Raw genomic sequence first — 20,258 nt, 5'->3', positions numbered from 1 at the left:
AAAAAGGGAATTATTTTATTTGCAAGGGGGTAGAAAGATGGACAAAGTGAAAGTTGAAAAGCTTTTGATCAATTATAAGACATTGGAGAAGTTTAAACATTTTAAAGAGTACGGCAATCAAGAATTATCTATGTTAGAAGATTTGGAGAACAATTTGGTGGAAAACCAAAGTGATTCACCTTTTTACGGAATTTATATTGGCGACAGTATAATTGCTCGTATGAGCCTCTATAGAGTCAATCGAAAGTATGACTTTTATTTTGACCCACCTCAAGATTATCTAACTTTGTGGAAATTAGAAGTTCTTCCAGAATACCAAGGAAAAGGATATGGCAAAGCGTTAGTAGATTTTGCGAAAAGTTATCAATTACCAATAAAAACAAACCCTAGAATTAACTCTCATGCCTTTTGGGAAAAAATGGGCTTTCAAAAGGCGCAGTACAAAATGGAACGAGATTTGGGAGAAAATCCACTGATTTGGATGCCAGCAGGTGTGAAAGAAAACCACATAAAGGAGCAAGATGAAGCTTAGAAAAACGTGGCTTACCGCCAAATCTTTATGGCGGAAGCTGTAGTTTTTCTTATACTATAAACCCTAAAATCTTTATACTTTCCTATAGTGCTTGTAAAGAACTAGAGACATGAATTATCTTGCATTCATGTCTTCGTTCCTTTTTCCAGTTGTACATAATGGAATATAGATGATGCCAAATAGAGGCCATTCACTCTTGGTTAGGCTTTTCAGTAACAACAGATTTCAATAAGGCAGCCATCTCTTGCCATGCCTTTTCATAGCGAAGCAAAATGTATTTTAATTCCTCGTTTTCTTTCTGTAGTTTTTTTAGATGTAATTCATGTTCATTCAGATGCTCCGATGCAATCTGTTCATTCCCAGCTTTAATTCTTTCTAATAGCGAAATGACAGTTTGAAGCGGATCTTGGTTCCCTGCTTCTGGAACAGGCCAGCTATAATTAATATTTTCACTCTTACGCTCTTCTTTTGCTCGTTGAACCTCATTTTGATATTGTTTTCGAATTGTTGCATTCCATCTAAATCCACAGGCTGCAGGAGTTCTAGACAGTCTATGAGCTACTTCCCTAAATGCTTCCAACTGGGTCTTTCCTTCTTTTATATAACGTAGAACGGTTTCTGCTAATAGGACATCCTCATCTTTCGTCCATGCGTCTTGCCTTGTAACATTCATAACACCCCTCCTTATACATTTGCTATCAATGTATGCAAAAACTAGGAGTGGTAGAATAAAAGGTTTGTGTTTTTCTTTAAAAAATTGCCCATACTTTTCTCTAAAACATCATTTCTACGCAAGTGAAGCTACAATTACAAAAGCTATAATCCTTTCCATAGATAATAAACTAGGCACATGAAAATATTAGAAAAATTGGCTTCTCCCCAAGTCTAATGGTGAAAGCCTTTATTTTTCTTATACTATAACCGACCAAAAAAATTTTATACGTTCCTATAGTGGAACAAATAACATGTAACAGATACGTTTATTATATTCCAGGTAGATTAAAAGGCAAGCCACGTTTGTGACCTGCCCCAAACTTACAATGCATATGAAATGAAAAAGATCCAAGAATTATAAAGTTTCTCAGATCTTTGACTCAACATGTTAGAATTACATTTTATTATTGACTGACTACTTCTTTACCATCGTAGTGACCACATGCTTTACAAACGTGGTGCGGTTTCGTCAACTCCCCACAATTTGAACATTCTACCATGCCAGGCACATGTAATTTTTTATGCGTACGACGTTGGTTTTTCACCTTTTTTGAAGTTCTTCTTTTAGGTACTGCCATGACTTACACCTCCTTCATAGAAAGATAAGATAAACTTAATCGTTCTTCTCATCTTTATTAAACAATGATTCCAATTTCCTAAAACGCTCATCTATTGATTTTGCGTTATTTTGTTTGGAAGTAAATTGCCAGCCTTTACCTTCTGTTATATAATCAGGTCGACTGTTTTCTTCCTCTGAAAATACGCGATACGGAACCTCTAGCAAGATATTTTCCTTAATTAACGGGGTTAAATCAAGCACCTCTCCATCAATTGGGTGAATTTCAGCTTCGATTTCAGCTTCCGATCTATATAACGACGTTGTAAATACTTCATCTGTTTGGATAGCAAACGGATAATGAACATCTTCTAACGTTCGGGCACACGGAAGCACCATTTCACCGTGAATACGTAAGGAAAAAATAATATTATCTCCTTGAAAAAAACACGTTCCTTGAACTTCTACTTCGCCAATATGACGAATATCGTTGTTCATCTCTTCCAATTCGGAAACATCTTCCGTTTCTGAAAAAGTAAAAGGTTCCTTATAAGCATTCTTCTTTAATTGAGCTAACGCAAATTTCATAGTTCTCACCTCAAGGCAACAAGAGTAATTTTAAAAGAAAAACATGATTTTGTCAACATATTCTCTTTACACATTTCCTATCTTACCCAATTCTATTCCACTATAACATATAGATAAACAAGACACACACTTATCATTGAAACTGTATGTATCAAGTTTTTCTCTACATAGTTATAACCCCATTGTTTTGCGTTATAGATAAAGTATAAGATTTTTAAGAAAAACCATGCATGCAAAATGCAGCTAGCTTAATAATATCAACTGCACTATTAATTACTGGCCTGCTTTTTCACAAACCTAGAACCTGGTATTCCTTTGTTTCATTCATATAACCTTATGAATGAATTCCATGAGAAGGACTCTGTCAAAATGTGTTTGCCAGCTAAGCATACGTTTTATAATGAAGCATCTTCTCTTTTTCCGCTAACAATTAGTCTTCATATCAGACAGGGAAATATTTATATATATTAAAATTCCTTTCATGTTCAATTAGCTTTTCTAATACACCGATTTCATGCATGCACATATCATCCTATTCTGATACAATTAAAATTAACTTAAATCCTTTAAGATTTTAACAATGAAACAAATGGTTGATAATGCATATTGTACGTATTTAAACAGATAGTTAAGAACTATTTTAGGAGTTGATAAAATGAACGCATGCGGATTAATTGTTGAATACAATCCTTTTCATAATGGACATGTTTATCACGTACAACATGCAAAAAAACTAGCTAAAACAGATTGTATCATCGCTGTTATGAGTGGTTCGTTCTTACAGCGTGGAGAGCCAGCAATGATAGATAAATTTCATCGAGCAAAAGCTGCCCTAGGAGAAGGCGTTGATATTGTAATCGAACTTCCTTACACTTTCGCCGTTCAAAGCAGTGAGTTGTTCGCGAAAGGAGCAGTCCTTGCACTCCATGCTCTACAAGTTTCCAGTATTTGTTTTGGCAGTGAATCAGGAGACATTAACCATTTCAAAGAAAGTTACCAAAAGCTAACGAAACATATCGATACATACCAAGCGGCACTTAAACAGAATTTGAATAGAGGGTTAGCTTTTCCTGAAGCAAGTAAAAAAGCGTATGAAATAATTGGGCTTTCTTCTATGAATTTAACTCAACCAAATAATATACTAGGCTTTAGCTATTTGAAAACAATTTATGACTATCATTTACCTATTCAACCACTGACCATTCAAAGAACGCAAAGTGGTTATCATGATAAAACCATTCATGGATCCATTGCAAGTGCTACGAGTATTCGAGAAGCCATACAAAAAGAAGGTTCGATCTCTGCATCTATTCGCAATACCATCCCGCAAACAACGTATGAACAGTTAATTGCTTATAAACGAACAGCTTCTACTTGGCATACATGGGAAGCATATTTCTCTTTGCTTCACTATCGTGTTTCTACGATGAGCGTCCAAGAACTTTCTTTAATCCAAGGTGTAGACGAGGGGCTAGAGTATCGCATTAAAAAAACCGCGAAACATGCCCATACATTTCAAGATTGGATGGAAAAGCTAAAAACAAAAAGGTATACATGGACACGTTTACAACGCATGTGTGTACATATCTTAACCAACACAAAAAAAAGTGACATAGAAGCGTTAAATGATTTAACTGCGATACCGTATGTACGTATTCTCGGCTTTACAAAACAAGGACAAAAATACTTGCATGAGCGAAAAAAGACCTTGATAACGCCTATTATCCATCAAATGAGCCGGAACATGCATCCAATGCTACAAATGGAAGAAAAAGCAAGCAATGCCTATTATAGTATTTTGCCCATAGCGACAAAACAAAATTTGCTCAAGCAAGAGCGCTCCCCTCTATCTAGCTAAGATTAGAAAGACTTAGCTTATCACCAAATTTTTATAGTGGAACCTTTCCTGGAAATTTCTTGAATAAAACAAAAGACCTACCCTTCAAACATACTCGGGGGCAGGTCTTTTCACTATTTTAATTCTTCTAAATAAGTAATCGCGTCCTTAAACGTGTCTACTGGAACAATTTCCATATCCGTTTCAATTTCTTTTGCTTTTTCTAAAGCAATTTGATAATTGGACCCTTCTTTTCCTTGTTCGTTAGGAGCGAAAAATATATCTACCCCTTCCCTATCTGCAGCAACTACTTTTTTATCAATCCCGCCAATGCGATACACATTGCCGTCATAATCAATTTCTCCAGTACCTGCAATTTCATAACCGTGTGTGATGTCCTCTTCTGTCAATTGATCATAAATTTCCAATGCAAACATTAAACCAGCACTAGGACCACCAATCTGGCCACTAGAGAACTTCACTTCTGGATCAACAGAAACAGCCCGATCTGTTACTAACTGAATGCCAATGCCAGGTTTATTATCTAAATCTTTTAATGCTTCTAAAGTAATTGATTCCGTCATCGTTTTTTCTTCACGGACAAATTTAACAGTTATACTGTCACCAACTTGCTTCGTTCCAATATAATCGAGCAAATCATCAGCTTGGTTCACCTTTTTATCGTCTATCCCTATAATGCGATCGCCCATCTCTAACTTACCTTCTGCCGGCATGCTTTCTACAACCATTGCAACATATACCCCGTTAAAATCAATGGAAATCTCCTTATCCGCTGATTGGTAGGCTACTACCGTGGAAGCCTCTTGAGAATTTTCCATCATTTGTAACTGTACATGCATATATTCATCATCTGTGATCCCTTCAGGAAATACTTCATCAATTGGTAGCACATCATGATGAGGTAATATTTTCGCCAAAAGAAACTGCATAGGGGTAGCTTTAGCACCACTAACTGTTACTAAATGCATATCTCCTTCACTAGCAAAACCATCTTCAACTTCAACAATCGGGTTGAGGGCATCAGCTCCGCCAGGTTTGTAAATATAATACGGTAATTGAAATATTGCTAAAAAATAAACTGCTACGACAACCAACAATATATGTATAATATACTTTTTTTTCATTATCTTCCCTCCGCATACGAATTCTTACCCTAACATAGTGATATCTAACATCCACTCCAAATATGTATGCGTTATATCACACCATGCTACAATTCTTTTCCATAGACTTTCTCCTTAAACGCAAGATAATCACTCAACTAAAAACTCAGATCTTTACCCCGACTTTTAAAAACAATTTCAAAGGCAATATTACATCACTTATGAAAGTATTGGCATAAAATCAGGATACTAAAGCGTATATTTAAGTATACTCGTATTTAAAAAACTTTCTTACCGCTAATTCTTTATGAAGGAAGCTACCGTTTTTCTTATATTACAACCCTTAAAACTTTCTGCTTTTTATAGTACAAAAAACCGAGTGAACATATTTACACAAGAAACGATATTCCAATTTTACTACTAACATTTAAATAAGTACAGAGTAAGGAAAAAATGGTGGGAGGCACTACTTTTGGCACAAATATTAAAAACAATCCTTTATTCTATTACCACTATATTTATTGCCATATCTTTAATAAGATTTCCAGATCAATCATTGGAAGCAAGCATTCGTGGATTAAATCTTTGGTGGGAGGTCGTGTTCCCTTCGCTACTCCCCTTTTTCATCATCGCTGAATTGCTAATTAGTTTTGGTGTCGTTCAATTCATAGGTGTTTTATTCGAGCCAGTTATGCGCCCTTTGTTTAACGTACCTGGTACAGGCAGTTTCGGTTGGTTTATGGGCATGGCTAGCGGCTACCCGACAGGAGCCAAAATAGCTACTCGATTAAGGGAAGAACAACAATTAACAAGAATTGAAGCCGAGAGATTAGTAGCTTTTACAAATGCGTCAAGCCCACTATTTATTTTCGCTGCTATTTCTGTAGGTTTTTTTCAAAATGCTTCTTTAGGCGTATTACTTGCAGTATGCCATTATTTGGGTAATACATTTGTCGGAATTTGCATGCGTTTTTATGGAAACAAGAAAGATCGGTCTCATCAAGAAAGGTTAAGTAAAACACCCAACTATTCTATACGTAAAGCTTTTTCAGCTATGCATCGTACGAGATTGGAAGATAAGCGTCCATTGGGAGAAGTTCTAGGTGATGCGGTGGTTCATTCTGTAAAAACGTTAGTAATGGTTGGTGGATTCATCGTATTATTCTCTGTATTAACAAAATTACTCTTTTTAACAGGCATTTCTGCTTTTATCGGTCGGTTTTTAGGAGATTTATTAACTTTCTTTTCCATATCAAGCGATTTTGGTTTACCTATACTTTCTGGACTGTTTGAAATTACCATCGGTGTTCAGAGTATCTCGGTTGTTCCAGATACACTGTTTTTACAAGCAGTTTTAGTCAGTTTTATACTTGGTTTTAACGGTTTTTCTGTCCAAGCCCAAGTAGCGAGCATTCTTGCTAAAACAGATATCCGATTTGCCCCATATTTTTTTGCCCGTATTCTTCACGGTCTATTTGCAAGCATATTAACGATTCTTCTGTATAAACCTTTATATATTGACCGAAAAGTTTTTGATATGCAAGTAGTTCCTGTACATCATAATGTACCTGAGAATACATGGAGTGTAATTTTTGAAAATTTAGTAGCCGTTGGGCCGTTAGTAACAATCGTTTTTATTGGATTTTCTCTGCTCCTCTTATATAATCGAAGACAAAACTGATTGGAAGCAGGAGGGGTGTAAACAGTCTTCCATTGCGGGAAAAGATTGCATGAAAAAAATTTTTCGGCTTCTATTATTACGCAGGTTGTAATAGTCTCAAAAAATTTGATTTATACGATAGTCTTAGATTTTTTAATTTTCTACAGCGAAAAAAAGGGATTCGGTGCTGCTATCTCCTATTTATACTTGTCTAAAGCTCATCTCTCCATTCTCGAAGTGAGCCTTACAGCACCTTATATCCCATGCAAATCACATATAATGAAAATGATTTAGTTGCTTAATAAATACGTAGAATGGTATATTTTTCTATATTACATACTTCCAAAAATTTTGCACTTATACCATTATGTAATTGCTTTTGTTACTCGTAATCCTATCATATATTCAATATTGCAATTTTATTTAAATTTACGAGCTAAAGCTTCCTCAACAACGTTAGGAACCATATCACTAACATTTGCACGGTATTTAGCAACTTCTTTAACTATACTGGAGCTTAGAAAAGAATACTGATTATTCGTCATCATAAAAAAAGTTTCTATGTCTGCATACAGCTGTCTATTCATTGACGTAATTTGCATTTCATATTCAAAATCACTAACAGCACGCAAGCCACGAATAACAGCTTGAGCATTTTTGGATTTTGCATAATCCATAAGTAAACTACTAGATGAATCTACAGTTACATTGGGTAAATCGCTTGTACAAGCTTTCAACAGTTCTATTCTTTCTTCCACCGTAAATAATGGGTCTTTTGATTGATTATTAAATACAGTGACGATAACATGATCAAAAATTTTAGCGCCACGCTGAATAATATCTAGATGTCCATAGGTTACGGGATCAAAACTTCCCGGACAAATCGCCAATCTAGTCAAGATAAGCGCTCCCTTCTATTTAACTTTGTAGATGGTCGTACAAATCGTACCTCCATAACTCGCTTGTTTGACAATGGCAAGACGAGGATGTGCAACAGGTAATTGCTCGGATAGATCATGCTCACAATATACCCATGTATTCGTAGTTATCAAGTTCAAGTCCAACATTTTTTGTAACAATTCTTCAAGCTTTACCTTCCCATAAGGAGGATCTAATAGGGCTAACTGGAAAGACAACTGACGCTTAGCAGCTGCATGTAAAGCTCGAAATGCATCCGCACGAAACACTTCAGATCGACTAACGAGATCCAATTTCTGTAGATTTTCATTTATAATATGTATCGCTTGTGGTGATTTATCCACAAAAATCGTTCGATCTATCCCTCTACTCAATGCTTCTATTCCTAAACCGCCACTTCCAGCAAATAAGTCTAGTGCATTACCACCATCAAAAAAGGGACCCATAATTTGAAAAACGGCTTCCTTCACTTTATCGGTTGTTGGACGAGTCATACGGCCTGGAACTGCCTTTAATTGCCTTCCTTTATGCTCTCCAGCAATTATTCGCATTGCTTCACCTCCACTTTACCATTATTCGACATTTATCCTAACATAAAAATAGGAAAACGAAAAACAATAACAGGGAAACCTAAAAATAATCCGCATCATGTATATTATTCAAAGAAACGTCCATACTAATGTAATGAATCAGCTATAAATAACTTTGGCTGTTTCATTAAACGGAGAAGACTTACACTTCCCCATAAGTTCTTCTTCCGGTTTCTCCTCTCCCTTTGCCTTTTTGTTTTCTTTACTAGGAAACAAAGGGACCTGTAGAACTATTTCTGCAGGTTTTTTCTTTTTTAAATCCCCATTTTATAATCGTATTGTTTTGCTTTATCTGGTTTAGCATTTTCAAAGTTTGTTTCTACAAACGGCTTATATGACCTGTCCACCTTAGAAACAAATGCTAGCTTCAGTAGTTTTTTTTCCACTTTTTCTACTTCTTGTTGATTTACATATATAACCGCATATTTCATTTTTTTAGAACTATACAGCAAATGTCCATATCGCTTAATTTGCTTTAAGTTCTTCATATGCTGGAACCAAACGATTAAGCCTTGACGCTCCGCCCGCATTTTTTTCACCTCGCTCCCCTACAGTTACATCAATTATTTAAAAGTCAAACCACGGGCACCCCACGGCGTCCTTAGTGAATTAGCTGAATTTTATATATTTAGCAACAATGAGTGGGGATGAAAGAAGAACCCCCCGCTCATTGATTTGTTCATGGTATCAGGTCCATACGATTATGTTCCTCTACCCATTTAAGAAGCGCAACCACAGCTGCCACCACTACCGCAACCACAGCCGCTATCACTTAGAGCCGCTCCATCTTTAGGCACTTTAATTTGTTCACTTACACTATATGCTATATATTGACTGACATCATCTAATAGTTTTTGCAAATTGCGCTCAGCAATTTTAAAGGAAGCGACTTTGTCATTCATATCCATTTCACGCTTTACTCTACGCACTTCCTTCATAATAGAATTGTAATCTGGATGATATCTGCCAAACCGTTGTATGTCTTCATAATGCTCTTTTATCGAAGAAAAAGCTTGAATGAGCTTCTGGGCCTCTGCATCTGCTTGTAGTTCCTTCTGAGCATGATGATAAGCTTCCATAACATCAGAACCTAAGATCATTTTAGTTAGTTCTTCTGATTGATCTAGGAGTGCTACGTAGTCCATTGTTGCTATCATCCTAACACCTCCTCCTTCATAGTACCATTTTTTATAGTATGTGAAAATATTTAGTCTTTCATTGCTCCAGCGAACTGCATTAACATACTAACCATTTGCATATGCTGATTCACCTTTTCTACTTGTTGAGGAAATGTTTTCCCATAGAATCTTTTTGCTTCTTTTTTCACTTCTGGTAACAGAGAAGGGTCGCGGGATAAATAACGATACCAAACTGGATTCATACGGACAAATTGTAAAAGTTCAGGTTGCTGTTTTAAATAGTCATAACATAACGGATCCATATTTATTCTCCTTAATCACGAAACCACCCCATCCGTTCATTGGTTGGTTGTTTCGTGTCCTTTGTCTGCTTAAATTGCGAAATTATTTCTTGAATAGTAGATATAGAAGAACTAAATTGCTCCATTTGACGTTGCACCTTTTCTAAATCCATTGATTCTGTCATCTTTAATAGTTGACTAAATAGTTCTTTATTATTTTCATTCGACTGATTATCTTTTGATTTACTTTCATTATTATCTCCATCTGCTTGTTTAAATCTATCCCAATAAGGGTCATTCTCACCAAGTAATACCCATTACCATTGCTTCTATGGTTGTAAATAGTAAAAGTAAAAAACCAGCAAAAGATGTGATTAACCCTAGTCCGAGTACAGTTGGAAGCGAGATCGTACCCGTTACAGTTGGTCGAGTTTTCGTTCGCTTCATAACTGGATCAATATCAACGTCATACCAGTTATTAAGCATACATCCACCTGCAATCACCAAAGTACTTCCTAACATCGTAATAATAAACGTACCGATGTAATCCGTAAATGTATATCCACTATAATAAATTGCCAACCAAAATCCAGTAAAAACTGTAATTAAATTGGAGTTAATAATTCCTATTTTTATTAGTGATTTAATATCATCAAGTGTAGAAACTGGCTTGTTTTTTTCGGTTGATGACGTATTCGTAATAACCTGTGAAGTAGCTGCCTCTACTTTATCCATCCCTTTCCCCCCTTTACACCATTGTAGAAACAAATGATACATGCTTTCGAATGAAAATCGTGACAGCGTTACAAAAATTTGATTGTATCTTAAAATTATTTCTACAAATCTAATACTATATTAAAAAACCCCCTCATGCCTATTCTACTTCAAATTAAGTAATTTTTTGTGACGTTTTTGTGAATCATTTGTTACAAATGCGAACTGTTTTAAATTAGTTAGCGAATCACCTATGTATGCAGTCTTTCTCCCCCAATTATCTAAGTTGCAACTTATTCCCCTACACTATTTCTAGCAAACATACGAAAACAATGCAAGCGTTTTTTATTTTTATAGTGAAAATAGTTTGTTTTCATGTTAAGATAAATGCAGTTTTTGCAAAGACATGATCACCCGCTAATATTAACACAATCCTTTAACAGATTGAACTGTTTCTAATTAATTCTTTGCTTTTTAGACGCTACTAATATTATGATGAATCTAGCAGAAAATTTCTGCTATCACATAACTGAAGCTACTATCTTTCAGAATTTGTACATATAAAGGGCGTCTTCAAACATTGGGGGTTTTCTTCCATTCCCCACGATTTAGGTGCTATGATCTCTCACTTTGACTTGAAAGTGGAGTTTACAGCACTTTATATACAGGATCAACAAATAGTTTTGTAGAAAATAATTCTCAAAATCCCCCTTCTGTACTTACTCTAAGGATGATGCTTCCTCCCTTAATTCTATGATGTTTTTGAACGAATGTGTAGATGAAAAGGTATACTTTAAACTACACTAGCGTGAATAATACATAAAAAGCGAGGCAATAATATGATAAAAAGCTTAAAATGGTTATCTATTGTAGCTACACTTGGAATGACATTTGTGTTGCTTGGGGGTGCTCTTGTAACAAAAACCGGCTCAGAAGATGGCTGTGGAAATAGCTGGCCTTTATGTGAAGGGGAATGGCTGCCTTCTGAAATTACACCGGAATTAATTATTGAACTAAGCCATCGATTAGTTACTGGTGTAGTTGGATTTGCCGTTATAGGTTTGGCGATTTTAGCCTGGATTAAACTTGGGCATGTTCGCGAGGTTAAATTTCTTTCTATACTTTCCGTTTTATTTTTAATTTTACAAGCACTTATTGGAGCGGCAGCTGTGGTATGGGGACAATCTGATTTCGCCCTTGCTGCACACTTCGGAATTTCATTAATTTCTTTTGCTGCTGTATTTCTGTTAATGTTACTTATTTTTGAGGTGGATAAAAAATTCGATGCAAAGTCACTTTTAATAAAAAAAGCGCATCGATTGGAAATTTATGCTTTAACCATCTACACGATGCTCGTCGTTTATTCCGGAGCCCTCGTGCGCCACACTGACGCAAATTTAGTTTGTAAAAGTTGGCCTTTTTGTAACAATCAGGCTCCACTAGACTTTTCTAATTACGTTATACCGCAATGGATTCAAATGGGGCATAGGCTTGCTGCAGGGATTTTATTTTTATGGACGGTTATATTCGCTTTTCGCATGATACGTACCTACAAGAATAACAAGTTAATGTTTTGGGGTTGGTGGACGGTTATTAGTTTAATAACTTTACAGGTATTCTTTGGTGCTATGATTATATTTACACGATTGCACTTAGCTACCGCTTTAATGCATGCACTTATTATATCGCTATTTTTTGGCATGTTAACATATTTTATTTTGCACGCGACACGCAGTGCTAAATATGCAAAACAAACAGACAACAATAAGTCAGCGACGCAAATTTCATCGTAAACACATAAAGTGAATCTTCAATCAGCGGGAAGCTTTCATCCCCACTGATGGCTAGTAGCCCAAAGATATGACTTAAAGGCCTCTTACGAAAAAGGAGATTTAAGTGCTGTTTGTGATCTCCCACTTAGACTTGTTCAGCACATCTCCGATTGTTGAAGCGGGCGTCTACAACATCTTATATCCAAGATAAAATATTTTTAATAACATATGACTTTTTTACAGATGCGAAGTAACCATCATTTTTACCTACATTTATTTACAAAAAACTATGGGGATCGACAAGTCCTTATGTCGTTAAGCCTAGTTTTTAAACCCTAAGAACTTGGCTCATATCGGTTACTTTTTTAAACTTTTGTAGAGAAAGCATCTCCTTAAGCGAGGAATTTAATTTCGCCATTGCTAAACTCCCTACTTAACAAACATTTCTATCAAGTAAAAAAGAGCAGGAATTAAACCTGCTCTTTTGCTTGTTGATGAAGCGCTAGTGGATAACGAAATAACCACATATTCAGGTCCGGCTCCATCGCCCAACAACTAGACGACTTGACTCCATTGTCCTACGATAAATCATCATCGGTTCGTCGCTTTTACTTTGACCCTTTACCTCCGTTAATTCGTTCCATTTGTTTCGTAGCTATACGGGCATCTACGCCTTTTGTTTCTTATTTTATTCTAATTCAATAAGTAGATCATCTACAGCGATACTATCGCCATCTTTTACATTCACTTGCTTAATAACTCCTGTAAATGGAGCTTGGACAGTTGTTTCCATTTTCATAGCTTCATTAATCAATAAATGGTCTCCCTTATTAACACGATCCCCTGATTGACAAAGAACTTTTATTACTGTCCCTGGCATTGTAGCACCAATGTGTTTTTCATTACTTTTATCTACTTTTGGCCTCATCTCAACTTCAGATTGAATGCTTTGATCTTTCACAACAATCTCTCTCGTTTGCCCATTCAATTCAAAATATACAACACGCGTACCATCTTCTCTAGGTTCTGAAATAGAAACAAGTTTTACAATTAATGTTTTCCCTTGTTCAATTTCTACTTCAACCGTTTCTCCAAGCCTCATCCCATAGAAGAAAGTCGGAGTATCCAATACACTTACATCGCCGTATTTGTCATGGAATTTATGATATTCCATAAAAACTTTAGGGTAAAGAGCGTGAGATATTAAATCAAAGCTAGTTACTTGTCGGTCTAAGGTCTTAAACAATGTTTCCTTTAACTGCGTAAAGTCAACTGGTTCTAGCAATTCACCTGGACGTGTTTTGATAGGGTCCTTTCCTTTCAAAATGATTCGTTGCAATTCTGGTGGAAAACCCTGATAAGGCTGTCCAATGTAGCCTTGTGCAAATTCTATTACAGAATCCGGAAAGTCAATCGTTTCTCCACGTTCATAAACATCATCTTCTGTCAAATTATTTTGTACCATAAATAAAGTCATATCACCAATCACTTTTGACGAAGGGGTAACTTTAACAATATCACCAAACATATCATTCACTTGTCGAAACATTGTTTTCACTTCATTCCAACGATCTTCAAGCCCTACAGCTTTGGCTTGTTGCTTCAAATTACTATACTGACCTCCAGGCATTTCATGCATATAAATTTCAGTATGTGGTGCCTTCATTCCACTTTCAAAATCACGGTAGTATTCACGTATACCTTCCCAATAATAAGAAAGCTTTTCATACGCATTTACATTCACTTTTGGTTGACGTTCATGCCCTTCTAATGCGTGATATAAAGTCTGTGCACTAGGTTGAGAAGTTAGACCAGCCATTGGTCCGGCTGCAACATCTACAGCGTCTACTCCGGCATCGATAGCTCGGGCATATAAATAAATTCCATTTCCACTGGTGTCGTGTGTATGCAGATGAATTGGTAAGTCAACCGTCTCTTTTAATGTAGACACCAATTGATATGCCGCTTCCGGTTTTAATAATCCTGCCATATCCTTAATACCGAGAATATGCGCTCCTGACGCTTTTAAATCTTTAGCTAAATTTTTATAATAGCTAATATCATACTTTGTTCGTCCAGTATCTAAAATATTGCCTGTATAACACATAGTAGCTTCTGCAATTTTATTATTGTTGCGTACTTCTTCTATTGCTAATTGCATGCCTTCTACCCAGTTTAGACTGTCAAAAATTCGGAACACATCAATGCCGGCTGTTGCGCTTTTCTCCACAAATTCTTTAATTACATTATCTGGGTAATTCTTATAACCTACCGCATTACTTGCACGAAGCAGCATTTGTAACAATACATTTGGCATACTTGCACGAAGCTTTAACAAGCGATCCCATGGGTCTTCTTTTAAAAAGCGGTAAGCTACATCAAATGTGGCTCCTCCCCACATTTCGACTGAAAATAAGTTTGGAAGCAATCTAGCGGTAGGTTCCGCGATACGATGCAAATCCTTCGTACGAACTCTCGTCGCTAATAAAGATTGGTGTGCATCACGAAACGTTGTGTCGGTTAACAACACTTCTTTTTGTTCTTTTAACCACTTTGCTAACTCATCAGGACCATGTTTATCTAAAATTTGCTTTGTACCTGAAGCTATTGGGTTAGATGTATTAACATCGGGAAGCTTTAAATCATCAAAAACAGGTTTTTCTTTATTTCCATCTTTATCAACACCATTTACTGTCGTATTTCCAATATATGTTAGCATTTTCGTTCCACGATCTTTTCGTTTTGGAAATACAAATAATTCAGGTGTGTTATCAACAAATGTTGTATCATAGACCCCATTTAAGAAATTTTTGTGTAAAATAACATTTTGTAAAAATGGAATGTTTGTTTTTATACCACGTATACGAAATTCTTTTAAGTTTCTGACCATTTTTTGTGCAGCTTGATTAAAATTTAACGCCCAAGTAGACACTTTAACTAACAATGAATCATAGTGCGGTGAAATAACAGAACCTTGAAATCCATTCCCCGCATCTAATCGGACACCAAATCCACCACCAGATCGGTAAGCCATAATCCTTCCAGTATCTGGCATGAAGTTATTCAGCGGATCTTCTGTCGTTACACGCGATTGGATAGCATATCCAGTAGTAACAATTTTATCCTGATCTGGAATACCAATGGAATCCTCATGTAAACTCCTTCCTTCAGCGACTTTAATTTGCGTCTGGACAATGTCAACACCAGTAATCATTTCAGTAATCGTATGCTCTACTTGAACCCTTGGGTTTACTTCAATAAAGAAGAATTCATCCTCAGTCACTAAAAACTCTACAGTACCAGCGTTTAAATAGTTAACATTTTTCATTAGTTTGACCGCAGCTTCACATATTTTCATACGCAATTCTTCAGGCAAAGATATACTTGGAGCAACCTCTACTAATTTTTGATGTCTTCGCTGCACAGAGCAGTCTCTTTCATACAAATGAATGATATTCTCATGTTGATCTCCAATAATTTGAACTTCAATATGTTTTGGGTTTTCAATGAGTTTTTCTAAGTAAATTTCATCATTACCAAATGCAGCCCTAGCCTCAGACTTAGCACGATCGTACGCCTCCGCAAGCCCCTGCTTACTTCGAACGATACGCATACCTCGTCCTCCACCGCCTAGAGTGGCTTTAATAATGATTGGAAAACCATGATCCCTCGCAAACTGCTCCACCTCTTCCAAAGAGTTGACCGGGCCACCGCTTCCTGGTATAACAGGTAAACCTGCCTGTGTAGCTTGGTACCGAGCTTTTACTTTGTCCCCAAACATATCTAAATGATTACTTGTTGGACCGATGAAAATAATTCCTTCCTCTTCACATCGCTTAGCAAAGTTAATATTTTCAGATAAGAATCCATAGCCAGGATGAATGGCATCTACACCTACTTGCTTAGCTAACTGGATAATACCTTCAATATCCAGATATGCATCAATTGGCTTCTTTCCTTCTCCAATTAAATACGCCTCGTCCGCTTTATAACGGTGATAGGAACTTAAATCTTCTTTGGAATAGATTGCAACAGTACGAATATTTAATTCGGTACATGCCCGAAAAACACGAATTGCAATTTCTCCTCGATTGGCAACTAATACTTTGTTGATTTGTTTAAGTTGTGCCATGTTCTCCCTCCTCGATATGTTTGTGATATGTTACGAGTATTTTGATTTTCTCCTGCTGGTTCTAATTCTCTTTTTTTAATATGCATAGCAATATTATTTAAAATCCCCATTGATATTAATAACACCAAAAGAGATGAACCGCCATAACTTACAAATGGTAATGGCACTCCTGTAATTGGTAATAAGCCACTAATGGCTCCTAAGTTAATAAATGCTTGTATACCCACCATGGAAGAGATGCCGATCGCTAGTAAAGAGCCAAAGCTATCCTTCACTTTCCTAGAGATAAACAACCCTCTTAATACAATGATAGATAACATACCAATAACAATAACAACACCGATAAAGCCTAACTCCTCAGCAACTACCGCCATAATAAAATCTGTATGCGCTTCTGTTAAGTACCCTAATTTTTGTACACTTTGCCCTAATCCTTCACCAGCTAATCCACCGTTTCCAATTGCCACATAAGACTGGATTAACTGATAGCCGTGAGATGCAGGAGTTTCAAATGGCTGATAAGCACCCGTAAATCGAGTGAGTCGCTCATCGGTCGCCATGTACGGTAACGTCATCAATAAAAACATCAAACCGATAAATAGAAGTAGGGATAAGTGCTTAAAACGGATACCTGAACTAAAAATAACCGAGCATGCAATTAAAAAAACAATGGAAGCTGTTCCTATATCCGGCTGTAAAACGATAAGTGCTAGAATAATTCCTGTAATAATGAGAGGTGGTAAAACAGCTTTACTAAATTCACGAATATATTCCTGCTTTTTGGAATATACAGAAGCTAAGTACATAACAATCGCAAGTTTAGCAAATTCTGCCGGTTGAATTCCCAATATCCAGGATTGTGCATTGTTCACTTCTGAACCAAATAGTAATACCCCAATCAATAACAGTATTACTCCTAGTATAATAGGTTTGATTAGTTTTTGATAGTAGCGATATGGAAAAGCAGAGCATAAAATAAATCCTATTAGCCCCATTGCAAAACGGATAGATTGTTGCGTTAAATAATGATTAGCAGCATGCCCTTGAACAACAGCAAAAACCATGCTTGAACTATAGATAATTACTAAGCCAAAAGCCGCTAACAAAATGGGCGTTATTATTAGTGTATAATCATAAAATTTTAATTTTTGTAGCATATTCTTCTCCCTACTAAATATGTAATACAAAAGCTTTATTCAAAACGATATATAATAATTTTTAACAACTTTTCAGCGTGCTCATTCTATGTAATGCAAAACTACGCATATGATGTCAACTATACTTTAAACTGAAAGCTAGTATTACAGATATTTGAAACAAAAAAACCTTGCCAGTAATGATCATGCAGGCAAAGTTTTTGCTTCTATGTCGTTCTCGCAAAAACCGAAGATAGTAGGATTATACGGAATTTTGCGCTGCTTCATGCAGAATATTCAACTTCCTCTCCAGATCTTCTAATATTTCTTTACCTTCACTTTCGCTAATTAAATTTAATCGAACAGCAAAATCGATCTCCCTGGAAAGCCCAAACATTTGTGTATCCAACACTTCTTCGTATAATGGACATTGTGGCATTGTTAAATTATCTATTTGAACTTCTATAAGTCGCAAAATTTTGTCAGCATCAGCCTTAAGAAGGGCATGGGCTTTTTCGCGATGATTTACAGTCACCTCTTGCATCAAATCTATCCCCTCCGTTTTCAAAGACTTCTTTCTATATTATATTATCGTTAGTGCTTGCAAAATGCAAATAAAAAAATATATTTAGGGCTTTTCGCATTGCTTAAAAAAGTTATCATTATTTGTTTATTTAAACTAAATTTTATTATAACTTAAAAACGTGTTCTAATCGAGTAGTTTTAAATTTCTATTCCTCTCTAACTTAACCCAAAATGAATGCAATTATCTTCAAGGTTTGCTATCCTATATAAGAATTCTACTATGAGGTGATTTAAATGATCGTGCCAATTAAAGGGAAAGTAAAATATCCTATTACCTTAGATCCTACTGTTTGGATATTCGATGATCGTAAAGTCGAATTTGAACATGCTTTTTTAAACGAACATGTTGCAGTGGATGAGGATGAAACATTAAAACAAGCATCACAAAGATGGGAAAGGGAAATTTCTGAACAAGTTAAACCACCAGTAAATCGAAGTATAAAAAAGTATGAGCGCGAAAAAATGTTGAGTAGTTCATACGTTATTCCGTTAGAAGATTTTTTAAATCATGCAGAGATTAGCGCAAGCGCAACAGAAGCTGTTTTAATTCGCGAGCTTGAAAACGTCATCATTCCTTTGAAAGATCTGTTCAATAGCTATTTCTTATTTTCGAAGGATGGTAAGCCGCTGAAAACAGATGGACCAGTACATCTATATTACAAAGATGGTTCCAATAAGCATGATCCTATTACACATATTAAAAGCGTTTCTATCCAGTAATGTATAGAGAATCTTTTTTAACGTGGTTTATTTTACATTAAATAATTGATTGAAGTTATCGCCTTTCTATGAGACCTCCACTTTTGTCCTATTAATTGTTTTTCAATTGGTACGGATGAGGTCCTTGAGAAAGGTGATACAAAAATATAAGCCAATAAATCGTTATTCTCCGTTCGTTAATTATTTTTACTAAAACTTTTCTATCGCCAAGTTTCATGGCGGCGAAATAAAGCCTTTACTTTTTTCTTCATCTTATACTTTCCTATAGTGCAAAGTATTACTTCACAACCATCCAAAAGTTAGCCTAATATATTTTTCCACCTGTATATTTCCCTAATTTCTAAACAAACTAAGCCTAATAGCACAGTCCAAAGAAAGGAAGAATAACATTTGCTGAACATTACAACCTCTTATAAGGTGAATAAATGGAGGAATGACAATGAGATTAGCTTTTATGGGAATCACGTTTCTTATCTTGTTTATATTTACAGCTTGTACGCAAGAAGATCGTGAAGAAGCTATTACAAACGAAGAAACAAATCAAAGATTTGAACAAGTTAAAAACTCAGAACCAACAAAACAAAAAGCGTTGACTAACAAAGAAATCGCAAACCATTTGGCTAATATTGCTAGCGATGTACCAAATGTTAACGATGCGGTATCAATTGTAGCTGGTCCTTATGCAGTAGTAGGAATAGACGTTGATAAAGACCTCGATCGTTCAAGAGTTGGCACTATTAAATATAGCGTTTTAGAAGCATTGTATAATGACCCATATGGTAAAACAGCTGTTGTGGTTGCAGACGCTGATGGTAATGAACGAATTCGTGGGATAGTGGATAAGATGGAACAAGGTCAACCTGTATACGGTTTGATGGATGAATTAGCCGCCGTTGTTGGGCGATATATGCCGGAATTTCCCATTAACAAAAATCGACCACAGGAAAGTGATCCAAATAAAGAGGTAATTCCTGAAGAAGAAAAAGAGCAACTTGAAGATACGGAGGAAGAACAATCCAATCATCATAAACAGAATGCATCGTAAACTACTCCAACCACTTAACAAGGCTTGAAGCGGCTGTCTCAAGCAATTTAGGGATAAAATTTATGAATCTTATGCTTTCCTATAGTGTAAAAGGAGCTGTCGCAAAATGCATATTATGCATTTGCTGACAGCTCCTTTTTATATATGAGATTGCTCGTTTTAAGATGCATTATTTTATTTATGGTGATAAAAGGAAATTTAATCGGTTTTTGACG

At 35.9% G+C, this 20,258-nt stretch carries 19 protein-coding genes and 1 pseudogene; 6 read left to right on the top strand and 14 right to left on the bottom strand.

Annotation, left to right across the window (positions count from 1 at the left end; translation table 11 throughout):
- The first annotated feature begins 37 nt into the window (after positions 1–37).
- On the top strand, positions 38–532 hold the full coding sequence (locus HLX49_RS03940) for an N-acetyltransferase (protein ID WP_077704368.1): 495 nt from the start codon (positions 38–40) through the stop codon (positions 530–532).
- Between the two features lie 190 nt (positions 533–722).
- Here HLX49_RS03940 and HLX49_RS03935 read toward each other — a convergent pair whose 3' ends face one another.
- The 3 genes from HLX49_RS03935 to HLX49_RS03925 form a co-directional block, all read right to left on the bottom strand.
- A complete protein-coding gene (locus tag HLX49_RS03935) occupies positions 723–1,205 on the bottom strand; it encodes an RsfA family transcriptional regulator (protein ID WP_101934049.1) in 483 nt (160 codons plus the stop codon).
- Positions 1,206–1,650: 445 nt separating this feature from the next.
- Complete coding sequence (gene rpmF / locus HLX49_RS03930) at positions 1,651–1,824, bottom strand: 50S ribosomal protein L32 (RefSeq protein ID WP_050352640.1); 174 nt, start codon at positions 1,822–1,824, stop codon at positions 1,651–1,653.
- A 35-nt stretch (positions 1,825–1,859) separates the two neighbouring features.
- Complete coding sequence (locus HLX49_RS03925; protein WP_077704374.1) at positions 1,860–2,390, bottom strand: YceD family protein; 531 nt, start codon at positions 2,388–2,390, stop codon at positions 1,860–1,862.
- A 655-nt stretch (positions 2,391–3,045) separates the two neighbouring features.
- Here HLX49_RS03925 and HLX49_RS03920 point away from each other — a divergent pair.
- Positions 3,046–4,248 (top strand): nucleotidyltransferase, encoded by a 1,203-nt coding sequence (locus HLX49_RS03920; protein ID WP_077704376.1) that lies wholly within the window; start codon positions 3,046–3,048, stop codon positions 4,246–4,248.
- 113 nt (positions 4,249–4,361) lie between these two features.
- On the opposite strand, the gene HLX49_RS03915 is transcribed toward HLX49_RS03920, so the two are convergent.
- Positions 4,362–5,372 (bottom strand): SepM family pheromone-processing serine protease, encoded by a 1,011-nt coding sequence (locus HLX49_RS03915; protein WP_077704379.1) that lies wholly within the window; start codon positions 5,370–5,372, stop codon positions 4,362–4,364.
- A gap of 451 nt (positions 5,373–5,823) precedes the next feature.
- On the opposite strand from HLX49_RS03915, the gene ylbJ reads away from it, so the two are divergent.
- Positions 5,824–7,032, top strand: coding sequence for a sporulation integral membrane protein YlbJ (gene ylbJ / locus HLX49_RS03910; protein WP_296360874.1), 1,209 nt, complete (start codon positions 5,824–5,826; stop codon positions 7,030–7,032).
- A gap of 398 nt (positions 7,033–7,430) precedes the next feature.
- Here the strand turns inward: ylbJ and coaD are convergent, their stop codons facing one another.
- From coaD to HLX49_RS03875, 7 genes and pseudogenes are all read right to left on the bottom strand, one after another.
- A complete protein-coding gene (gene coaD, locus HLX49_RS03905) occupies positions 7,431–7,910 on the bottom strand; it encodes a pantetheine-phosphate adenylyltransferase (RefSeq protein ID WP_296360873.1) in 480 nt (159 codons plus the stop codon).
- Between the two features lie 15 nt (positions 7,911–7,925).
- Positions 7,926–8,480, bottom strand: a complete 555-nt coding sequence (gene rsmD, locus HLX49_RS03900) for a 16S rRNA (guanine(966)-N(2))-methyltransferase RsmD (protein ID WP_296360872.1) — start codon at positions 8,478–8,480, stop codon at positions 7,926–7,928.
- Between the two features lie 293 nt (positions 8,481–8,773).
- Positions 8,774–9,049, bottom strand: a complete 276-nt coding sequence (locus HLX49_RS03895; protein WP_073005732.1) for a YlbG family protein — start codon at positions 9,047–9,049, stop codon at positions 8,774–8,776.
- 189 nt (positions 9,050–9,238) lie between these two features.
- Complete coding sequence (locus HLX49_RS03890) at positions 9,239–9,676, bottom strand: YlbF/YmcA family competence regulator (protein ID WP_077704391.1); 438 nt, start codon at positions 9,674–9,676, stop codon at positions 9,239–9,241.
- Between the two features lie 50 nt (positions 9,677–9,726).
- The gene (locus HLX49_RS03885; protein ID WP_073005318.1) at positions 9,727–9,960 is read right to left on the bottom strand and encodes a YlbE-like family protein; all 234 of its coding nucleotides are present in this window, start codon (positions 9,958–9,960) and stop codon (positions 9,727–9,729) included.
- Between the two features lie 11 nt (positions 9,961–9,971).
- Positions 9,972–10,196, bottom strand: a pseudogene (gene ylbD, locus HLX49_RS03880) (spore coat protein YlbD); the annotation flags it as partial.
- 43 nt (positions 10,197–10,239) lie between these two features.
- The gene (locus tag HLX49_RS03875; protein WP_296360871.1) at positions 10,240–10,674 is read right to left on the bottom strand and encodes a UbiA family prenyltransferase; all 435 of its coding nucleotides are present in this window, start codon (positions 10,672–10,674) and stop codon (positions 10,240–10,242) included.
- Between the two features lie 818 nt (positions 10,675–11,492).
- On the opposite strand from HLX49_RS03875, the gene HLX49_RS03870 reads away from it, so the two are divergent.
- Entirely contained in the window at positions 11,493–12,446 is a 954-nt protein-coding gene (locus tag HLX49_RS03870; protein WP_101934060.1) for a COX15/CtaA family protein, read from the top strand.
- Between the two features lie 667 nt (positions 12,447–13,113).
- On the opposite strand, the gene pyc is transcribed toward HLX49_RS03870, so the two are convergent.
- From pyc to HLX49_RS03855, 3 genes are all read right to left on the bottom strand, one after another.
- Positions 13,114–16,557 carry a pyruvate carboxylase gene (pyc, locus tag HLX49_RS03865; RefSeq protein WP_101934061.1) on the bottom strand — a complete coding sequence of 1,148 codons (3,444 nt, stop codon included), beginning with the start codon at positions 16,555–16,557 and terminating at the stop codon, positions 13,114–13,116.
- Positions 16,524–17,714, bottom strand: coding sequence for an FtsW/RodA/SpoVE family cell cycle protein (locus HLX49_RS03860; protein WP_296360870.1), 1,191 nt, complete (start codon positions 17,712–17,714; stop codon positions 16,524–16,526). The genes pyc and HLX49_RS03860 overlap by 34 nt, the downstream gene beginning before the upstream one ends.
- A 241-nt stretch (positions 17,715–17,955) precedes the next feature.
- Positions 17,956–18,237, bottom strand: a complete 282-nt coding sequence (locus HLX49_RS03855) for an Fpa/YlaN family protein (RefSeq protein ID WP_073005346.1) — start codon at positions 18,235–18,237, stop codon at positions 17,956–17,958.
- 275 nt (positions 18,238–18,512) lie between these two features.
- On the opposite strand from HLX49_RS03855, the gene HLX49_RS03850 reads away from it, so the two are divergent.
- Both HLX49_RS03850 and HLX49_RS03845 read left to right on the top strand, forming a co-directional pair.
- On the top strand, positions 18,513–18,998 hold the full coding sequence (locus HLX49_RS03850) for a hypothetical protein (protein ID WP_077704434.1): 486 nt from the start codon (positions 18,513–18,515) through the stop codon (positions 18,996–18,998).
- Between the two features lie 439 nt (positions 18,999–19,437).
- Positions 19,438–20,043, top strand: coding sequence for a YhcN/YlaJ family sporulation lipoprotein (locus tag HLX49_RS03845; protein WP_237342741.1), 606 nt, complete (start codon positions 19,438–19,440; stop codon positions 20,041–20,043).
- The last annotated feature ends 215 nt before the right edge of the window (positions 20,044–20,258 follow it).

It is taken from the genome of Virgibacillus sp. (assembly GCF_013393565.1).
Lineage (GTDB): Bacteria > Bacillota > Bacilli > Bacillales > Amphibacillaceae > Virgibacillus > Virgibacillus dokdonensis.
This window is presented reverse-complemented; position numbering and strand designations above follow the sequence as displayed.